The sequence below is a fragment of the Arthrobacter sp. N1 genome (genome assembly GCF_048288285.1).
Taxonomy (GTDB): domain Bacteria; phylum Actinomycetota; class Actinomycetes; order Actinomycetales; family Micrococcaceae; genus Arthrobacter_D.
The window spans coordinates 93,011-108,622 of record NZ_CP102608.1 but is presented as its reverse complement, the minus strand read 5'-3'; the positions used below and the strand labels follow the sequence as shown (position 1 = coordinate 108,622).

16 protein-coding genes are annotated in these 15,612 nt (G+C 71.3%); 2 read left to right on the top strand and 14 right to left on the bottom strand.

The window, feature by feature from the left end; genetic code table 11:
• Positions 1–84: 84 nt before the first annotated feature.
• The 14 genes from panC to dacB form a co-directional block, all read right to left on the bottom strand.
• Positions 85–1,017: a pantoate--beta-alanine ligase gene (panC, locus tag NVV32_RS00520; protein WP_422390992.1), complete on the bottom strand. Its 933-nt coding sequence runs from the start codon at positions 1,015–1,017 to the stop codon at positions 85–87.
• A 185-nt stretch (positions 1,018–1,202) separates the two neighbouring features.
• A complete protein-coding gene (locus tag NVV32_RS00515) occupies positions 1,203–2,144 on the bottom strand; it encodes a Rossmann-like and DUF2520 domain-containing protein (RefSeq protein WP_055765920.1) in 942 nt (313 codons plus the stop codon).
• On the bottom strand, positions 2,131–3,951 hold the full coding sequence (locus NVV32_RS00510; protein ID WP_422390991.1) for a PH domain-containing protein: 1,821 nt from the start codon (positions 3,949–3,951) through the stop codon (positions 2,131–2,133). Before NVV32_RS00510 ends, NVV32_RS00515 begins: the two co-directional genes overlap by 14 nt.
• Positions 3,948–4,463, bottom strand: coding sequence for a PH domain-containing protein (locus NVV32_RS00505; protein ID WP_422390990.1), 516 nt, complete (start codon positions 4,461–4,463; stop codon positions 3,948–3,950). Before NVV32_RS00505 ends, NVV32_RS00510 begins: the two co-directional genes overlap by 4 nt.
• On the bottom strand, positions 4,456–4,941 hold the full coding sequence (locus NVV32_RS00500) for a DUF3180 domain-containing protein (RefSeq protein WP_055765929.1): 486 nt from the start codon (positions 4,939–4,941) through the stop codon (positions 4,456–4,458). The genes NVV32_RS00505 and NVV32_RS00500 overlap by 8 nt, the downstream gene beginning before the upstream one ends.
• Before the next feature lie 6 nt (positions 4,942–4,947).
• Positions 4,948–5,442 (bottom strand): 2-amino-4-hydroxy-6-hydroxymethyldihydropteridine diphosphokinase, encoded by a 495-nt coding sequence (gene folK, locus NVV32_RS00495; RefSeq protein ID WP_422390989.1) that lies wholly within the window; start codon positions 5,440–5,442, stop codon positions 4,948–4,950.
• Complete coding sequence (gene folB / locus NVV32_RS00490; protein ID WP_422390988.1) at positions 5,439–5,936, bottom strand: dihydroneopterin aldolase; 498 nt, start codon at positions 5,934–5,936, stop codon at positions 5,439–5,441. The genes folK and folB overlap by 4 nt, the downstream gene beginning before the upstream one ends.
• Positions 5,933–6,844, bottom strand: a complete 912-nt coding sequence (gene folP, locus NVV32_RS00485; RefSeq protein ID WP_422390987.1) for a dihydropteroate synthase — start codon at positions 6,842–6,844, stop codon at positions 5,933–5,935. Before folP ends, folB begins: the two co-directional genes overlap by 4 nt.
• Before the next feature lie 13 nt (positions 6,845–6,857).
• On the bottom strand, positions 6,858–7,475 hold the full coding sequence (gene folE / locus NVV32_RS00480; RefSeq protein WP_055765939.1) for a GTP cyclohydrolase I FolE: 618 nt from the start codon (positions 7,473–7,475) through the stop codon (positions 6,858–6,860).
• Positions 7,476–7,541: 66 nt separating this feature from the next.
• Positions 7,542–9,599, bottom strand: coding sequence for an ATP-dependent zinc metalloprotease FtsH (gene ftsH, locus NVV32_RS00475; protein WP_055765943.1), 2,058 nt, complete (start codon positions 9,597–9,599; stop codon positions 7,542–7,544).
• Between the two features lie 177 nt (positions 9,600–9,776).
• Positions 9,777–10,328, bottom strand: a complete 552-nt coding sequence (gene hpt / locus NVV32_RS00470) for a hypoxanthine phosphoribosyltransferase (RefSeq protein ID WP_055765946.1) — start codon at positions 10,326–10,328, stop codon at positions 9,777–9,779.
• Between the two features lie 3 nt (positions 10,329–10,331).
• Positions 10,332–11,435 carry a tRNA lysidine(34) synthetase TilS gene (gene tilS / locus NVV32_RS00465; protein WP_422390986.1) on the bottom strand — a complete coding sequence of 368 codons (1,104 nt, stop codon included), beginning with the start codon at positions 11,433–11,435 and terminating at the stop codon, positions 10,332–10,334.
• A complete protein-coding gene (locus NVV32_RS00460) occupies positions 11,428–12,558 on the bottom strand; it encodes a zinc-dependent metalloprotease (protein WP_422390985.1) in 1,131 nt (376 codons plus the stop codon). Before NVV32_RS00460 ends, tilS begins: the two co-directional genes overlap by 8 nt.
• A gap of 80 nt (positions 12,559–12,638) precedes the next feature.
• Entirely contained in the window at positions 12,639–14,078 is a 1,440-nt protein-coding gene (gene dacB, locus NVV32_RS00455) for a D-alanyl-D-alanine carboxypeptidase/D-alanyl-D-alanine endopeptidase (protein WP_422390984.1), read from the bottom strand.
• 183 nt (positions 14,079–14,261) lie between these two features.
• On the opposite strand from dacB, the gene NVV32_RS00450 reads away from it, so the two are divergent.
• Positions 14,262–14,828 carry an inorganic diphosphatase gene (locus NVV32_RS00450; protein ID WP_055765953.1) on the top strand — a complete coding sequence of 189 codons (567 nt, stop codon included), beginning with the start codon at positions 14,262–14,264 and terminating at the stop codon, positions 14,826–14,828.
• A 143-nt stretch (positions 14,829–14,971) separates the two neighbouring features.
• Entirely contained in the window at positions 14,972–15,601 is a 630-nt protein-coding gene (locus NVV32_RS00445; protein ID WP_422390983.1) for a hypothetical protein, read from the top strand.
• The last annotated feature ends 11 nt before the right edge of the window (positions 15,602–15,612 follow it).

The following is a 15,612-nucleotide window of genomic DNA, read 5'->3' as shown; positions in this document are numbered from 1 at the left end:
GCGGGAGCGGTGTCGTCGTGGGTCACGGAAGACAAGTTTACGGCTCCGTGCCGGGGCACGGGCGCCGGGGACGGACGGTGTGGGTCAGCCCACAGCGGGCAGGAGCATGTTGTCGATGAGGCGGACGGCACCGACGCGGGCGGCGACGACGACGAGTACGGGCGCAGTGGTCGGGGCGCCCTCCCCGACGGGGGCGAACGACGCCGGATCGATGGCCTCGAGGTAGTCCAGGTCCACCCAGGGCTCGGCGGACACCGCGGTGCGCGCGGCGTCGAGGTCCGGCGCGCGCCCGCTCCGGACGTCCTCGGCGAGGCCGTGCAGGACCCTCGACAGCACGAGCGCGGCCCGCCGTTCCTCTGCACCGAGGAACCTGTTGCGGCTCGAGAGGGCGAGGCCGTCGTCGTCGCGCACGATCGCGACGCCCTCGATGGCGACCGGGATGTTCAGGTCGAGCACCATGCGGCGGATGATCGCCAGCTGCTGCGCGTCCTTCTCGCCGAAGTACGCGCGGTACTCCGCCGCGGTTCCCGGCAGGCCGAGGTTCAGGAGCTTGGACACGACGGTCAGCATGCCGTCGAAATGGCCGGGACGGGAGGCACCCTCGAGGACCTCCCCCATGCGTCCGGCACTGAGCCGTACCAGCGGTTCGCCGCCCGGGTACATGTCCGCGACCGAGGGGGCGAAGACGATGTCGACGCCGACCCCGCCGAGGAGGCGGAGGTCGTCGTCCAGGGTGCGGGGATACCGCTCGAGATCGGCGGGGTCGCCGAACTGCAGGGGGTTCACGAACACGGAGGCGACCACGACGTCGTTCGCCTCCCGCGCGGCGCGCGCGAGGGACGCGTGTCCGGCGTGCAGCCCGCCCATCGTGGGCACGAGGCCGAGCGACGGCCGTGTCCCCGCCGGGCGCTGCGCGCGCACCTGCTCCAGCAGGGCGGCCGTGGCGGCTCGGAGGTCTGCGGGAGTCGAGACGAGGAGCGGCACGGTGTCGGCGCCGGCAGAGCTGTCGACGGTCATGGAGGGTCCTTCCGGGGGTGGGAGCGCGGGCGGTGCGGCAGGCTGCGTCGGCGTTGCGCTGGGTTCTGGTCGAACTGATCGGATCCGTCGGGTCCGGCAGATCCGTCGGATCCGGGTCGGCGTCGGATCAGGTGGGGGCGATCGGACGGGGGCGCAGCGGGATCGGTGCCGTCAGGTCAGCCCGGTCAATCGCCGGTGTCCGATCCCGGGCCCGGAGGATCGCCCGTCCCGGGGTCGTCGGCGAGGGCGGCGAGGATCGATTCCCCCTGCGCCGGGGTCAGGACGCCGCGTTCGAGGGCACGCAGTGCCGTGGCGCGGGCCATACCGAGGTAGGCCTGGCGCGTGTCCGGGGCGTCGTGCGCCTCGAGGGCCGCCCGGTGGATCCGGACAGTGCCCGCGTCACCGCGCGCCACCGGACCGGTGAGCGCGCCCTCGCCCGCGGAGAGGGCGTTCTCGAGCGAGGCCTTCATGAGCGGACCGAGCATGCGGTCGGGGTGCTGCACCCCGAGGTCGGCCAGGAGCTGTGCGGACTGGGCGGCGATGGTGACGAGGTGGTTCGAGGCATGCGCGAGGGCCGCGTGGTACAGCGCCCGTGATTCCTCCTCGATGACCACCGGCTCAGCCCCCATCTCGACGACGAGCGCCTGGGCGATGGGAAGGACGGCCGACGGCGCCGTGATGCCGAACGTGGTGTCCGGCAGGCGCCCGAGGTCGAGGCTGAGCCCGGTGAAGGTCATGGCCGGGTGGAGGGCGAGCGGGATGGCCCCGGCGGCACGTGCCGGGGCGAGCACCGCGGTGCCGTACCGGCCGGAGGTGTGCACCACCAGCTGCCCCGCCTGCCACACGCCGAGCTGCGCGAGGCCCTCGACCAGCGTGGCCAGGGCGTCGTCGGGCACGGCCAGGAGCACCAGTTCCGCACGCTCGATGATGTCCGGCACCTCCAGCACGGGCACGCCCGGCAGCAGGTTCTCGGCGCGTTCCCGGCTGGCTTCGGACACGGCGGACACCCCGACGACGGCGTGACCGGCCGAGCGCAGTGCAGCACCGAGGACGGCACCCACCTTGCCGGCGCCGACGATGCCGACCCCGAGCCTGCCCGGGCGGCGGGACGCATCAGCGCCGGCCATCGGGCGCCTCCTCGAGCGACGGGGACGCCTGCGGGGCCGCCGGTTCGTACCGGGGAACCTCGGGCATGACGGCGGCCTGCTCCGGCGCAGCGGGCCGGTCGACCGCGCCATCGGTGGCTCCGGACGGGCCCACCGGCCCACCCGGTGATCCACCGGACGTCGACGGGCCACCGTCCACCACCGCGGACCGCGTCGCTGCGTCATCCACCGGCCGATCCCCGTCGGCGACGTGGACGCCGACGGGCTGTCCGGGCAGAGGGACGGCTGCGGTCCGCCCGGAGTCCCCCGGTGCCGCGTCCGGGACGCCCGGCCCGGTCGTCGCACGGACCTCGACGTGGCGGTCCGGCCCGTCGACGGTCTGCGCCACGGGCAGGCTGACGGGCTTCATCCACTGCTCCGGACCGCTGCGGCGTCGTGCCTCGGCGGCCCGCACCGACTGACCGTGGAACAGGTCCCAGGCCGCATCGGCATCGGCGAGGAGGACGCGTGGGCTGACAGGACCCGGTGTCGTCTGGAACTGCAGGTTCGCCACCCGGACGCGGCGGTCCACGGGCCCCTGGTCGATCGACAGCGACTGGGTCCGCTCGTGCGGCACCACGACGAGCTGGCGCCACAGCACACCGGAGCGCAGCAGCAGCGCCGTGCCGGTCACGGTGAACCCGTTGCGCCGCCACGCGAGCGGGGCCAGCCATCGCGCCCGGCGCGGCGTCGTGACGTACCCCTCCCCGCCGTCGCGCCCGGTCATGCCGGCACCGAACACCTCGACGGGCCGCGGGGTGCCGGGATCCGGGAGGACCAGGGCGAGGATCTGCAGGACCTCGTCGCGCGTGCCGACGGGCAGGAGGGTGGCCCGGGCCTGGCCTTCGTTGGACGCCGACGCCCCGTAGCCCGCGACATTCACCGTGACGCGGTACCAGCCCTTCAGTCGCCAGAGCGGGGACTGCACGATCCCGAGGGCCTGCACGCGACCGGGGGGAACCGTCTGGGAGCGCGTGTCGAGCAGGCCGTAGCGCATGCGGATGCCGTCCGGTGACGTGGCGGCACGGAAGTTGTAGCCGGTGCTCAGGGCGGACCAGTACGCACCCACCACGCCGATCAGCAGCGGGATGAAGGAGGTGGCGATGAACGGCGTGTCCAGGGTGATGCCGAGGGTGATGATGACCGCCGCCGCCACCACGAGCGCGACCGTGGTGCCGGAGAGCAGCGCGGCTCCGACGACGCGGCCGGGAGGGATCACCACCACCTCCCGCTCGGGGGCCTCGGGGACCTCCTCCGGGTGGTCGGGGTCCGGCTCGACCCCCGCTGCCCGGGCGAGGATCGTGGCGCGGAGCTTCTTCGCGTCGTCGAGCTTGAGGAAGGCGAGCCGGACGGCCGATTCCCCCGCGTCCGCCACCTCGAACTTCAGTTCGGCCAGCCCGAAGATCCTGGCGAGGAACGGCTGCACGATGTCGATGGCCTGGACCCGGTCCAGCCGCGCCTGCCGCTGTTGCCGGAAGACGACACCGGAGTGCACCCGGACGTGCTCGGCGGTCACCTGGTAGCGGGTGAAGTACCAGGACACGAGGAAGACGGCCGCGATGACGACGACGACGCCGAGCACCACGCCGCCCGCGAGCAGCAGGCCGACCCCCTCGGGCAGCGGCCCCCGACCCCTTGAGTCGGCATCGAAGAGGCCCTCGAACCAGTCCCTGCCCGCGAAGTAGAGGATGGCCACGAGCGCGATCCAGCCGCGCACGAGCGGGGAGATGACATGGACGCGGCGCCACTCGTCCGCCGACTGCGGTGCGACGGCCTCTCCGTCGGTCACAGTCCGGCCAGCCTGGCTTCTCCCCGCGCGGACAGCTGCTCGCGCAGCCGGGCGCCCTCCCCGGTCGGCAGACCGGGGATGAAGGCGTTCGTCGCGGGGGACGCCGTGTGGAGCTTCAGCGTGCAGATGCCGAAGGCACGCTCGATCGGACCGACGGCGACGTCGACGTACTGCATGCGGCCGTAGGGAACCACCATGGTGCGCTGGAAGAACACGCCCTGGCGGACCAGGAGGTCGTCGTCGCGCTCCGCGTACCCGATGGCCCGCACCTGGCGGGGCAGGAGGATCCCGCGCCAGACGGCGCTGACCAGCACCACGGCCGGGAGGGCCCAGGCGAGCCACACGGGCGGGAAGGAGTCCCAGACACCGGTCAGGCGCAGCACGAGCGGCACGGACGCGAGCAGGATCCACACGAGAGACCCGATGAGCCAGCCGAGCAGGCGGACCCTGAGGTACTTCGGGGACACCCTCGTCCACTCGAGACCGGACGGATCGATCGGTTCCCTACGCATATTCCCCCTCGGTGTGGCCCGGAGCCCCGGTGCCGTCGTCGTCGGGCGGCAGCCTGCAGAAGTTCTCGACGACCAGTCCCACCATAATCATGACGGTCCCGCCCGCCATCAGCGCCACAGAACCCCAGACCGGCAGGCTGGTGGAGCGGACGGACGCCAGGGCCACCTGGTCCACGAGGATGCCCGCGTGCCAGCCGAGGTTGAGGGCCCCCGCATAGGCGCAGGCCTGCGCGAGCACCAGGGTACGCAGGGCGAGAAGGGGATCGAGGGGACGGTCCCGCCTGCCGTTCCGCCAACGGAGCACGCGACGCCCGAAGACCAGGGTGATGGCGATGATCGCCGCCGTGGTGACGAGGGACGTCAGCGGGAGGGCCGGCGTCCCGTACCCGTTGCGGGTGGCGAACCAGTTGACCAGCCAGCCGGCAAGCCCGGCCACCAGGCCCACGAGGGCCAGCCACCGGAACCGAAGGGTGCTCACAACGTCCTAGACTCCCTCGAAGGGCACCAGGCCCGCAAGGTCCTCCGCCTCCGCGGCCAGCTCGGCGACCGGCCGGCCGGCCAGCCGGGCCCCGGCATCCATCCACGCCCACGGCTGCAGCACGAACGCACGCGACGCCGCCCGCGGATGCGGGATGGTCAGTGCCTCGTCGTCGGAGACCAGCGAGCCGTACGTGATGATGTCGATGTCCAGGGTGCGGGGACCCCACCGGACGAGGCGCTTGCGGTGGTACTTCTCCTCCACCGCCTGGCAGTGCGCGAGGAGCTCGTACGGGTCAAGATCCGTCTCGACCTCGATCACCATGTTGAGGTAGTCCGGCTGCTCCGGTCCGCCCACCGGCTTCGTGCGCACCACGGGTGAGACGGCGTGCAGCCGGACGTTGTCCGGTTCGACGAGGTCCGCGACGGCACGCGCCAGGGTGTCGCTGCTCGCGCCGAGGTTGCTGCCGAGCGCGAGCACGGAGCGCACGGTACCGCTCACGGCCGGCTCCTGCGCAGCGTGACCGCCACGTCGCCGAAGGGCACCTCGATGGGCGCTTTCGGCTTGTGCACCGTCACGTCGACGGCGGCCACCGGAAACGCGGCGAGGACCGCCGAGGCGATGGTCTCGGCCAGCGCCTCGATCAGGTCGAACGGCTCACCGCCGATGATTCCGTGCACCAGGCCGGCGAGCTCGCCGTAGTGGGCGGTCCGCGCCAGTTCGTCGCTCGTCCCGGCCGGCTGCAGGTCGAGGTGAAGGACGATGTCGACCACGAACGGCTGGCCCTCGCGGCGCTCGTGGTCGAAGACGCCGTGGTAGCCGTTCGCGGAGATGCCGCGCAGCACCACCGAGTCGAGGGCACCGGAGGGGGAACCTGCCAGCCCGGGGACGTGGCCGGAGGTGGCCCTCAGGGACTGCCCGGGTGACACTCCCCCGGCGTCGGCGGCCGCGTACCGGGACGCGCCGTCGGACGTGGCGCCGTGGACCTCACTCACGGGCGCGGACCGATGGCGGCTGCGACCTTGACGGCGTCGAGCGTGGTGACGGGATCGTGGACACGGACGCCCCAGACGCCCGACGAGGCGGCCAGGGTGGCGACGGCGAGCGAGGCGTGGTCACGCTCGCCCGGCGTCGCGGCCTTGCCCGCCGAGGTGAGCAGGGTACCGAGGAACCGCTTGCGCGAGGCCCCGACCAGGACGCGGTGGCCCAGTGAGGTGAAGGCATCGAGGTGGCGCAGGAGCAGCCAGTTGTGTTCGTCCGTCTTCGCGAAGCCGAGGCCGGGATCGAGGATGATGCGCTCGGCGGCCACGCCCGCCGCCACGAACCGGTCACGGAGCTCGGCGAGTTCCCCGGTGACCTCCGCGACGACGTCGTGGTACTCGGCGAGGGAGGTCATGGTGGTCGCCGATCCGCGCCTGTGGGTCAGGATGTACGGCACGCCCCGCTCGGCCACGAGGGCCGGCATGGCCGGATCGAACTCGACGCCCGAGATGTCGTTGATGATCGACGCGCCCGCGTCGAGGGCCTGGCGGGCCGTCTCGGCGTGCATGGTGTCGATGCTCACCAGGGCGCCGGCCTTGACAAGCGCCCGGACGACGGGCAGCACCCGCTGCAGTTCCTCCTCGACCGGCACGGCCCGGGCCCCGGGACGCGTCGACTCACCTCCGACGTCGATGATGTCCGCCCCGCCGTAGTGCATGCGGAGGCCGTGGCCGATGGCGTCGTCGGTGCCGGCGAACCTGCCGCCGTCGCTGAACGAGTCCGGCGTGACGTTGAGGATACCCATGACCACCGCGCGGTCCGTGGGCAGGTCACCGAAGGTCCTGGCGGAACGGACCGGTCGGATGACGGGCAGCGGCGAGGTCGCCGGCCCTGTTCCGGGCGCTGCGGCGAGTGAATCCATGAAAGCGGGGCTCCTACCTTCCGAGAATGAGGCTCATGGCCTCGGCGCGCGTTGCCGTCTCGCGGATCTGGCCGCGCACGGCGGACGTGACGGTCTTGGCTCCGGGCTTCCGGACCCCGCGCATCGACATGCACATGTGCTCGCACTCGATGACGACGATCGCGCCTTTGGGCTTCAGGTGTTCCATCATCGCATCCACGATCTGCGTGGTCAGCCGCTCCTGCACCTGGGGACGCCGGGCGTACACCTCCACGAGGCGAGCGAGCTTGCTCAGGCCGGTCACGCGTCCGTCAGCGGAGGGGATGTAACCGATGTGCGCCGTGCCATGGAACGGCACGAGGTGGTGCTCGCACGTCGAGTAGAAGGGGATGTCCTTCACCAGCACGAGCTCCTGGTGGTTGATGTCGAAGGAGGTGGAGAGGACTTCGGCCGCATCCTGGTGGAGTCCCGCGAACATCTCGGCGTACGCCTTCGCGACCCGCTTCGGGGTCTCCAGCAGGCCGTCCCGGTCGGGATCCTCGCCGATGGCGGCCAGGATCTCGCGGACGGCCCTGGCGATCCGCTCCTGGTCCACGGGCGACCCGGTGGCCATCAGCGCGGCGTCCACCACTTCGTCGTCGAAATCTGTCATCGGGTCGTCTCCCCTTCTTCGGGCACTGCCCACCGGCCCCATGACCGCTGGTCTGTCGCTACAGGACTACGCGTCCCGCCTGTCGCCGGGGCCGTCGCCCGTCTCGGGCGACGGGAGGTCGGATCCGGCGACGTCGAAGCCGCTGGGGATGTCGGCGTCGGCGATCTGGTCCTGGGGGGCGACGGATTCCGGCGCAGGCTGACCGCTCTCCAGCGCTTCCGCGCGCTCCTTCTTCGAGACGACCGGCGGCAGGGAGTGCACGGGCCGGGTCTGCTTGGACAGCCACACCTCGCGCAGGCCGCGCTTCCGGACCGAGGTGAAGACCTCGGCGATCTCGGCCTGGTTGAGGGTCTCGCGCTCGAGCAGCTCAAGGGCGAGCTGATCGAGGACGTCGCGGTTCTCCGTGAGGATCTGGTACGCCTCGTCGTGCGCGTTGTCGATGAGACGGCGCACCTCCTCGTCCACGACGAGCGCGATCTGGTCCGAGTAGTCGCGGTCGCTGCCCATGTCGCGTCCCAGGAACGGTTCGCCCGCACCCTGGCCGAGCTTCACGGCGCCGATGCGCTCACTCATGCCGTACTGGGTCACCATCTTGCGGGCCGTGCCGGTGGCCTTCTCGATGTCGTTCGACGCACCCGTCGAGGGATCGTGGAAGACGATCTCCTCGGCCACGCGACCACCCATGGCATAGGCCAGCTGGTCGAGCAGCTCGTTCCTCGTCACCGAGTACTTGTCATCGCTCGGCATGACCATCGTGTAGCCCAGGGCACGGCCGCGCGGGAGGATGGTCACCTTCGTCACCGGATCCGTGTTGCGCAGCGCGGCAGCCACGAGTGCGTGCCCGCCCTCGTGGTAGGCGGTGATCTTCCGCTCGAGCTCCTTCATCACGCGGCTGCGCTTCTGGGGCCCCGCGATGACGCGGTCGATCGCCTCGTCGAGGGCGCGATCGTCGATGAGCTGCGCGTTGGAACGCGCCGTGAGCAGCGCGGCCTCGTTGAGGACGTTCGCGAGGTCGGCACCGGTGAAGCCCGGCGTCTTCTTCGCCACGCCCTTGAGGTCGACGCCGCCTGCCATCGGCTTGCCCTTCGAATGGACCGACAGGATGTGCTCGCGGCCCTTCATGTCCGGGGCCTCGACGCCGATCTGGCGGTCGAACCGGCCCGGGCGCAGGAGCGCGGGGTCCAGGACGTCCGGGCGGTTGGTGGCGGCGATCAGGATCACGTTCGTGGTGGCGTCGAAGCCGTCCATCTCGACCAGGAGCTGGTTGAGCGTCTGCTCGCGCTCGTCGTTGCCACCGCCGACACCCGCACCGCGATGACGGCCGACGGCGTCGATCTCGTCGACGAAGATGATGGCGGGCGAGTTGTTCTTGGCCTGCTCGAAGAGATCGCGGACGCGGGACGCGCCCACGCCGACGAACATCTCCACGAAGTCCGAGCCGGAGATCGAGTAGAAGGGGACGCCGGCCTCACCGGCGACCGCCCGGGCCAGGAGGGTCTTGCCCGTCCCGGGAGGCCCGTAGAGGAGCACGCCCTTCGGGATCTTGGCGCCGAGGGCCTGGAACTTCGCGGGTTCCTGCAGGAACTCCTTGATCTCCAGCAGTTCCTCGACAGCCTCGTCCGCGCCGGCGACGTCGTTGAACGTCACCTGCGGCATGTCCTTGGAGATGAGCTTCGCCTTGGACTTGCCGAACTGCATCACCTTGGATCCCCCGCCCTGCATACGGCTGAGGAGGAACCAGAAGATGACGCCGAGGATCAGGATGGGGAAGATCAGGCCGGCGAGGCTGAGGAGCCAGTTGCTCTCGGCGGGCTGGTCGGTGAAGCCGTCCGCGCTGGAATCGTTGATGGCCTCGACCACGCTCTCGGCCCGCGCCGTGCTGTAGAAGAACTGGACGTTCTCGCCCTTGTCCTCGTACGGCTCACTGAGCGTGAGGTCGACCCGCTGCTCGCCGTCGTAGATCTTGGCCTGCTCGACGGTCTGGCCGCGGAGCAGTTCCAGGCCCACGTTGGTGTCCACGCGGTTGGCACCCGTGCCGAACAGGGACGGAAGCACCAGCAGGAGCGCCACGACCGCCAGGACGATCCAGAAGATGGGCCCCTTGAAGATGTTCTTGAATTTCATTCGTCTCAGGGCAGCAAGCCCTGTCCCTCCTGCTGATGCACGTCAGAATGTACGGGCGCACTGCCGAGTGGGTGCGCTTTAAGCACCTCAACATATACACCGTCCGAGATTCTCCACGCGCGGATCGTGCCGATAGTTCCCTCTCGGCGTACCGGTCACGGGCCCTCCGGTGAAGGCCTATTCGTAGACGTGGGGCGCCAGGGTCCCGATGAAATCGAGGTTGCGGTACTTCTCCGCGAAGTCCAGTCCGTAGCCCACCACGAATTCGTTGGGGATGTCGTAGCCGACGTATTTCACGTCGATCTCGACCTTCGCGGCGGCCGGCTTGCGCAGCAGCGTGCAGATCTCGACGGACGCCGGCCCGCGGGACAGCAGGTTGGCCTTCAGCCAGGAGAGGGTCAGGCCGGAGTCGATGATGTCCTCGGCGATCAGGACGTGCTTGCCCATGAGGTCCGTCTCGAGGTCCTTGAGGATGCGGACCACGCCGGAGGACTGGGTACCGGACCCGTAGGAGGAGACGGCCATCCAGTCCATGGTGATGTGCGAGTGCAGTGCGCGGGCCAGATCCGCCATGACCATCACCGCACCCTTGAGGACGCCCACGAGGAGGATGTCCCGTCCCGCGTAGTCCGCATCGATCTGCTGCGCCAGTTCGTTGATCCGCTGCTGGATCTCCTCCTTGGTGTAGAGGACGTGCTTGAGATCTGACTGGACGTCGTTGGAATCCACCGGTTACTCCTGGGTTGGACGGCGCGACTGCTGCACACCGGGGCCGTTGTTGCTGCCATTGCTGCTGAGGACAAGATTGCCATAGCTTGCATCCCCGCGAAGAACCGCCCGCCCGCGGACCTGCCGGTGGACGCTCACCTTCCCGCCCAGCTGCACCGGACCGGCGGACCCCCTGCGGTCGAGGAGCGACTCGGCGGCGCGGAGTCGCTCGGAGCTGGGCTGGAACGCCCCGAGGTCGAGTGCCGCAAGGGCGAGCACGCGCTGCCGCAGCGCCGCGGGCAGGGCCCTGAGAGCGTCCTCCGGGAGGAGGATCTCGCCGTCGTCGCCCTCGGTCCTCAGCCCGGCGTAGGCCTCCGAACTGAGCTGCTCCAGCAGGTCGGCGTCCTGACCGAGGATCCTGGCGGTCCGGGCGAGAGCCTGCGCGATCCCGGGCCCCAGCTGGTCCTCGAGGAACGGCAGGACCTCCCGCCGCACCCGGGACCGGGCGAAGGCCCGGTCCTCGTTGGTGGGGTCATGCCAGGGCTCCAGCCCGTAGAAGGCGCAGATGGCCTCGGTATCGGCCCGGCGCAGTTCGAGGAACGGCCGCAGGTAGAGTCCACGCCGACCGGGCATGCCGGCGAGCGACCGGGTGCCCGAGCCGCGCGCGAGGCCGAGCATGACCTGTTCGGCCTGGTCGTCGAGCGTGTGGCCGAGCAAGACGGCGGCGGCTCCGTGCGCTGCCGCGGCGTCGTCCAGCGCCGAGTAGCGGGCGGTGCGGGCCGCGGCTTCGGGGCCCATGCCCGTCCGGTCCACCGCGACGGTCCGCACCTCCACGGGGTCCAGCCCGAGCCCTCGGGCGGCCTCGGCGGCTCGGGCAGCGACGTCGGCGCTCCCGGGCTGCAGCCCGTGGTCGACGACGACTGCGCCGACACGGCACCGTCCGGTGTGCGCCGCATGCGCCGCCACTGCCGCGAGAGCGAGGGAATCGGGACCGCCGCTGCACGCGACCAGGACGAGGGGCAGGGTCGGGGACCCCGTCGGAGCCTCGTCCGCGATCCCCTCGAGGCCGGCCGCCAGCAGGTTGCGGGCGGTACCGACCGCCGGCAGGAGGCGCGGGCGCCTAGCCATGGCGGCGCAGGCTCATCCTGTCGATCCACTCGTCCGGTGCGTGGATCTCGCGCTCGGTGGGGAGATGGTCGGCCGCTTCCCACACGGCGTTGAAGCCGTCCATCCCCGTCTGGCCGACCACCCTCCGCACGAACTTCGAGCCGTCGCTGTACTGGCGCATCTTCGCGTCCAGGCCCATGAGCTGGCGGATGACCTTCTCGAGGGGGCCCCGGGACTTCCCGCGGGCATTGAACCGGCGGCGGATGGTCTTCACGGACGGGACGATCCGGCCGTCCACCCCGTCCATCACCACGTTCGCGTGTCCCTCGAGCAGGCTCATGACGGCGGTGAGGTGGGACAGGCGCGCCTTGTCGTCCGGGTCCTGCAGGATCGACAGCACACCGACGTCCTGCGTCGGCACGCCCGCGGTGCCGCCGGCGATCCTAGACCGCGTGCCGGCGAGGTTCTTCACCGCCGCACCGAGCCGTTCCGACAGGGAGTCCGCCTTGTCCATCAGCCCGGACGTGAGCTCGCCGATGTGTCCGGTCATGTGGTCCTTGAGCCACGGGGCTGCCGCGAACTGCACGCGGTGCGTCTGCTCGTGGAGGCACACCCACAGGCGGAAGTCCGACGGGTCCACATTCAGTTCCCGCTCCACGGCGATGATGTTCGGGGCCACGAGCATGAGCCGGCCGCCCTGGCCGTTCCGCGAGGGGACGAAGGGATCGTACTGCCCGAGCACCTTGCTCGAGAGGAAGGCGAGGATGGCACCGAGCTGCGCACCGGTGACGCTCCCACCGAGGGTCAGCGAGGCGGACTTCAGCAGATCCGGACGTGTGGCAGCGAGCTGGTCGAGCGCCGGGTCCATCAGGGTGCGGAAGCTCTGCGCATTGGCCTTGGCCCAGGACGCCCGATCGACGATCAGCAGCTCCGAGTCACGGAGGTCACGGGCGGCGTCGAGCCGCGAGATGGCGTGGACATGGCTGACCGATGCATCCGCGAGCTCTCGCATGTTCTGGACGGCCCGGGCGATGTCGGCGGGATTCATGGTGGGGCCCGCAGGGGTCAGGGAGGCTGCGGTCGACGCCGCGATATCCCAGTTGACCAGCTGCGGGCGGGGCGTTGCGGACTCGTTCCTGGGCATGGGCCTATTCGATCACACCCTGCTGACGGCGAGCCGAGGCACTCGTGGAGCAGGCGTGGGTTCGTCTGTCGGCGAACGGGTCAGCGGCATCCGCAGGCAGCCAGCAGCGCGGCCGCGTGGTCGGCCGAGGACCTCGCCTCGACCGTGTTGCCGTCCAGCCCGGTTGCGAGGAAGGAGAACACCAGGAGCCGCCCATCGACGGTCACCACGTGCCCGGAGAGCGCCGTGACCGCGTTCAGCGTGCCCGTCTTCGCGCGCACGGTCCCGGCGCCGGGCCGTGCATCAGGATCCTCCGGGGTGAACCGCGGGGCCAGCGTGCCGGTCAGCCCGGCGATGGGCAGCGATGCGGCCACGGCGGCGATCCCGGGATCGGCCGACGTGGTGGTGGCGCGGACGAGTGCGGCCACCTGCGCCGGCGAGACGGCGTTCCGGGCGGAGAGTCCTGCCGCATCACCGAAGGCGAGGCCTTCCCCGGCCACGCCCGCACGCGTCGCAGCCGCGGCGAGGGCCTCGGTCGCGCCGCCGAAGGAGGCGGGACGTCCGCTCTCCCGTGCCGCGATCCGGGCGAGTGCCTCGGCGAGGTAGTTGTCCGAGACCTCCAGCATGCGGGCCACCTGCGCCGCGCGCGGAGCCGATTCCACGGCCGCCAGCGCGACGGCGTCCTCCGGGCTGGTCCGCCGCTGCACGTCGGGCTGGACGGTGATGCTCCGGTCCGCGGCGGCGGCGGCGAGCGCCGTGGTGAAGACGTTCGCTGCGTCGAGTCCGGCATCCTGCGAGCGCGGGCCCCCGGTGCGCCCCTCCTCGAGCCAGGACGAATTGACGGCCAGCGCGTGCACGGGAGCGACCTCACCGGCCTCGATGTCACCCTGCGCCCAGGTGGGATTCACGCTGGCACCGGCGAAGAGGCTGTCATCGAGGAACACGGTGTACGGCCCCGATCCAGCGGGCAGCGCCGCGGCCGTCTCTGCGGCGAGTGTGCCGAGCCCGGCGTGCCCGACGACGGCGTCGGGTACCGAGGGCCCCGACGCGAGGAGGACATCGCCGCCGCCGTGGAGGAAGAGCGCTCCGCCGGCCGACGGCGAGGACAGCACCGAGGTCTGCAGCCGTGCGTCCGGGCGTCCGAAGGTCAGGGCGGCGACCGCCGTGAACAGCTTGACGGTGGACGCCGGCGGCTGCGGGCGGTCGGCGTCCCTCGCGTAGAGCACGGTGCCGTCCGCCGAGTCCACCACCGTGCCGGCGAACGAGCCCGGCCCCGACAGGGCCAGCGCGGCGTCGAGCGCGGGTCCCAGTGCGGCGGGATCCGGGGACGGCGCGGCGGGTGAGAGCGGGGTGACGACGTCGGGCACGGCGGCGGAGGTGGGCGGGACCTGCGGCGCGGGGGTGACGGGCGGGTCCGCGGGTGGCGGCGGATCGACCGCGGCGAGGACGGCGGGAGCGACGTGCGAGGCGACGGGGACCGCGATCGCCGCCATGACCAGGAGCAGGAGCAGTCCGGTCAGCAGGCGGAAGGATCGCGTCATGGTGTCCTTTCGCGGTCTGCGCGGCACGCGCCGTGGCGGTGCGTCACGGCGGAAAAATGCCTCGGTAGCGGTGAGCGACCGATATGTTAGGGCTGACGATCAACAGTAGACCGGCCGGCAGCCGCTCCCCGTGAGGGCGCGGCAGCGGCCGGCAGTCACCATCGACCCAGCACAGGAGTTGCCATGAAGCTCGACGTCACCATCGAGATCCCGAAGGGCTCGCGCGTCAAGTACGAGATCGACCACGAGACGCACCGCCTGCGCCTGGACCGCGTGCTGTTCACGGCCATGCAGTACCCCACGCACTACGGCTACTTCGAGAACACCCTGGGCGAGGACGGCGATCCGCTCGACGCCCTGGTGATGCTGCAGGACTTCGACCTGATCCCGGGTGTCCTCGTCGAGTCGCGCCCCATCGGCGTGTTCAACATGGTCGACGACGGCGGCGGGGACGCGAAGGTCCTCTGCGTCCCGGTGGACCCGCGGTTCGACGACATCAAGGAGCTGTCCGACGTCTCGGACTTCCTGCTCGACGAGATCAAGCACTTCTTCACCAAGTACAAGGACCTGGAGCCCGGCAAGTGGGTCGAGGCCGCCGATTGGGCCGGCCGGGAGGCGGCCGAGGCCGAGATCGAGGCATCACTGCGGCGCTTCCAGGAGGCCGGCGACGCGAGCGCCCAGGACGAGCCGCAGGGCCGCGCCGTCGATGTCGAAGCGAAGAACGCGACCGAGACGCCTGAGGGACGCTAGGCCCCTGCCCCACCCTCCGGGCCCGTGCCCCGTACCGACGAAGCCCCCGCCAGCGCATCCCGCCGGCGGGGGCTTCTTCTATTCCCGCGCCGGCATACAACCGCGTTCGGTTGTCCGCGCACCTGAGCCGCCATACTGGAGCCATGCACTACGTCCTCACGATCAACCAGCGCGACTCGCGGGATGTCGGCGACATGGTGGGCGACCTCCTGCGGGCCCTGCGCCACCTGCCCACGGTCGTCCCCTTCCAGCGCACCGTCGGGGACGAGGTGCAGGGTGTCGTCGAGGACGCGACGACGGCGGTCGACGCGGCGCTCCGGGCCCTCCGCTACCGGCGGTGGCACGTCGGCCTCGGGGTCGGCGGCCTCACGCCTCCGCTGCCCGAGCGCATCGTCGACGGTCAGGGCTACGGGCTGGTGTACGCGCGACGCGCGGTGAACCGGGCGATGAAGACCGGCGAGCGGATCCCCCTGGCCGTGGAGGGACCCGACGCCGGGATCGCCGCGGAGGCCGAGGCCGTGCTGCGCCTCCTCGGGCAGATCGTCCACACGCGCACCGACGCGGAATGGGCAGTCCTCGATCTCCTGACACCCGGAGCCCGCGGACAGCAGAAGTACGTCGCGCAGGAGCTCGGCATCACCGCGCAGGCCGTCAGCCGCGCCGTGGTCCGTTCGCACTGGATGGAGGAGTGGGCCACCCGGCCCGCCGCCGCGCGCCTGCTCGACCTCGTGTACGGTCCTGCATCCCTGCCCGAGGCGAGCCTGGCCTACTGAAGCCCTCGGGC

Bases quoted from the DNA above. Each gene is read 5' to 3' on its own strand.
- tilS (WP_422390986.1), bottom strand. From the start codon at position 11,435: ATGGCTAGGCGCCCGCGCCTCCTGCCGGCGGTCGGTACCGCCCGCAAC.
- ftsH (WP_055765943.1), bottom strand. From the start codon at position 9,599: ATGAAATTCAAGAACATCTTCAAGGGGCCCATCTTCTGGATCGTCCTG.
- folE (WP_055765939.1), bottom strand. From the start codon at position 7,475: ATGACAGATTTCGACGACGAAGTGGTGGACGCCGCGCTGATGGCCACC.
- folP (WP_422390987.1), bottom strand. From the start codon at position 6,844: ATGGATTCACTCGCCGCAGCGCCCGGAACAGGGCCGGCGACCTCGCCG.
- NVV32_RS00450 (WP_055765953.1), top strand. From the start codon at position 14,262: ATGAAGCTCGACGTCACCATCGAGATCCCGAAGGGCTCGCGCGTCAAG.
- NVV32_RS00460 (WP_422390985.1), bottom strand. From the start codon at position 12,558: ATGCCCAGGAACGAGTCCGCAACGCCCCGCCCGCAGCTGGTCAACTGG.
- panC (WP_422390992.1), bottom strand. From the start codon at position 1,017: ATGACCGTCGACAGCTCTGCCGGCGCCGACACCGTGCCGCTCCTCGTC.
- NVV32_RS00445 (WP_422390983.1), top strand. From the start codon at position 14,972: ATGCACTACGTCCTCACGATCAACCAGCGCGACTCGCGGGATGTCGGC.
- dacB (WP_422390984.1), bottom strand. From the start codon at position 14,078: ATGACGCGATCCTTCCGCCTGCTGACCGGACTGCTCCTGCTCCTGGTC.
- NVV32_RS00505 (WP_422390990.1), bottom strand. From the start codon at position 4,463: ATGCGTAGGGAACCGATCGATCCGTCCGGTCTCGAGTGGACGAGGGTG.
- NVV32_RS00515 (WP_055765920.1), bottom strand. From the start codon at position 2,144: ATGGCCGGCGCTGATGCGTCCCGCCGCCCGGGCAGGCTCGGGGTCGGC.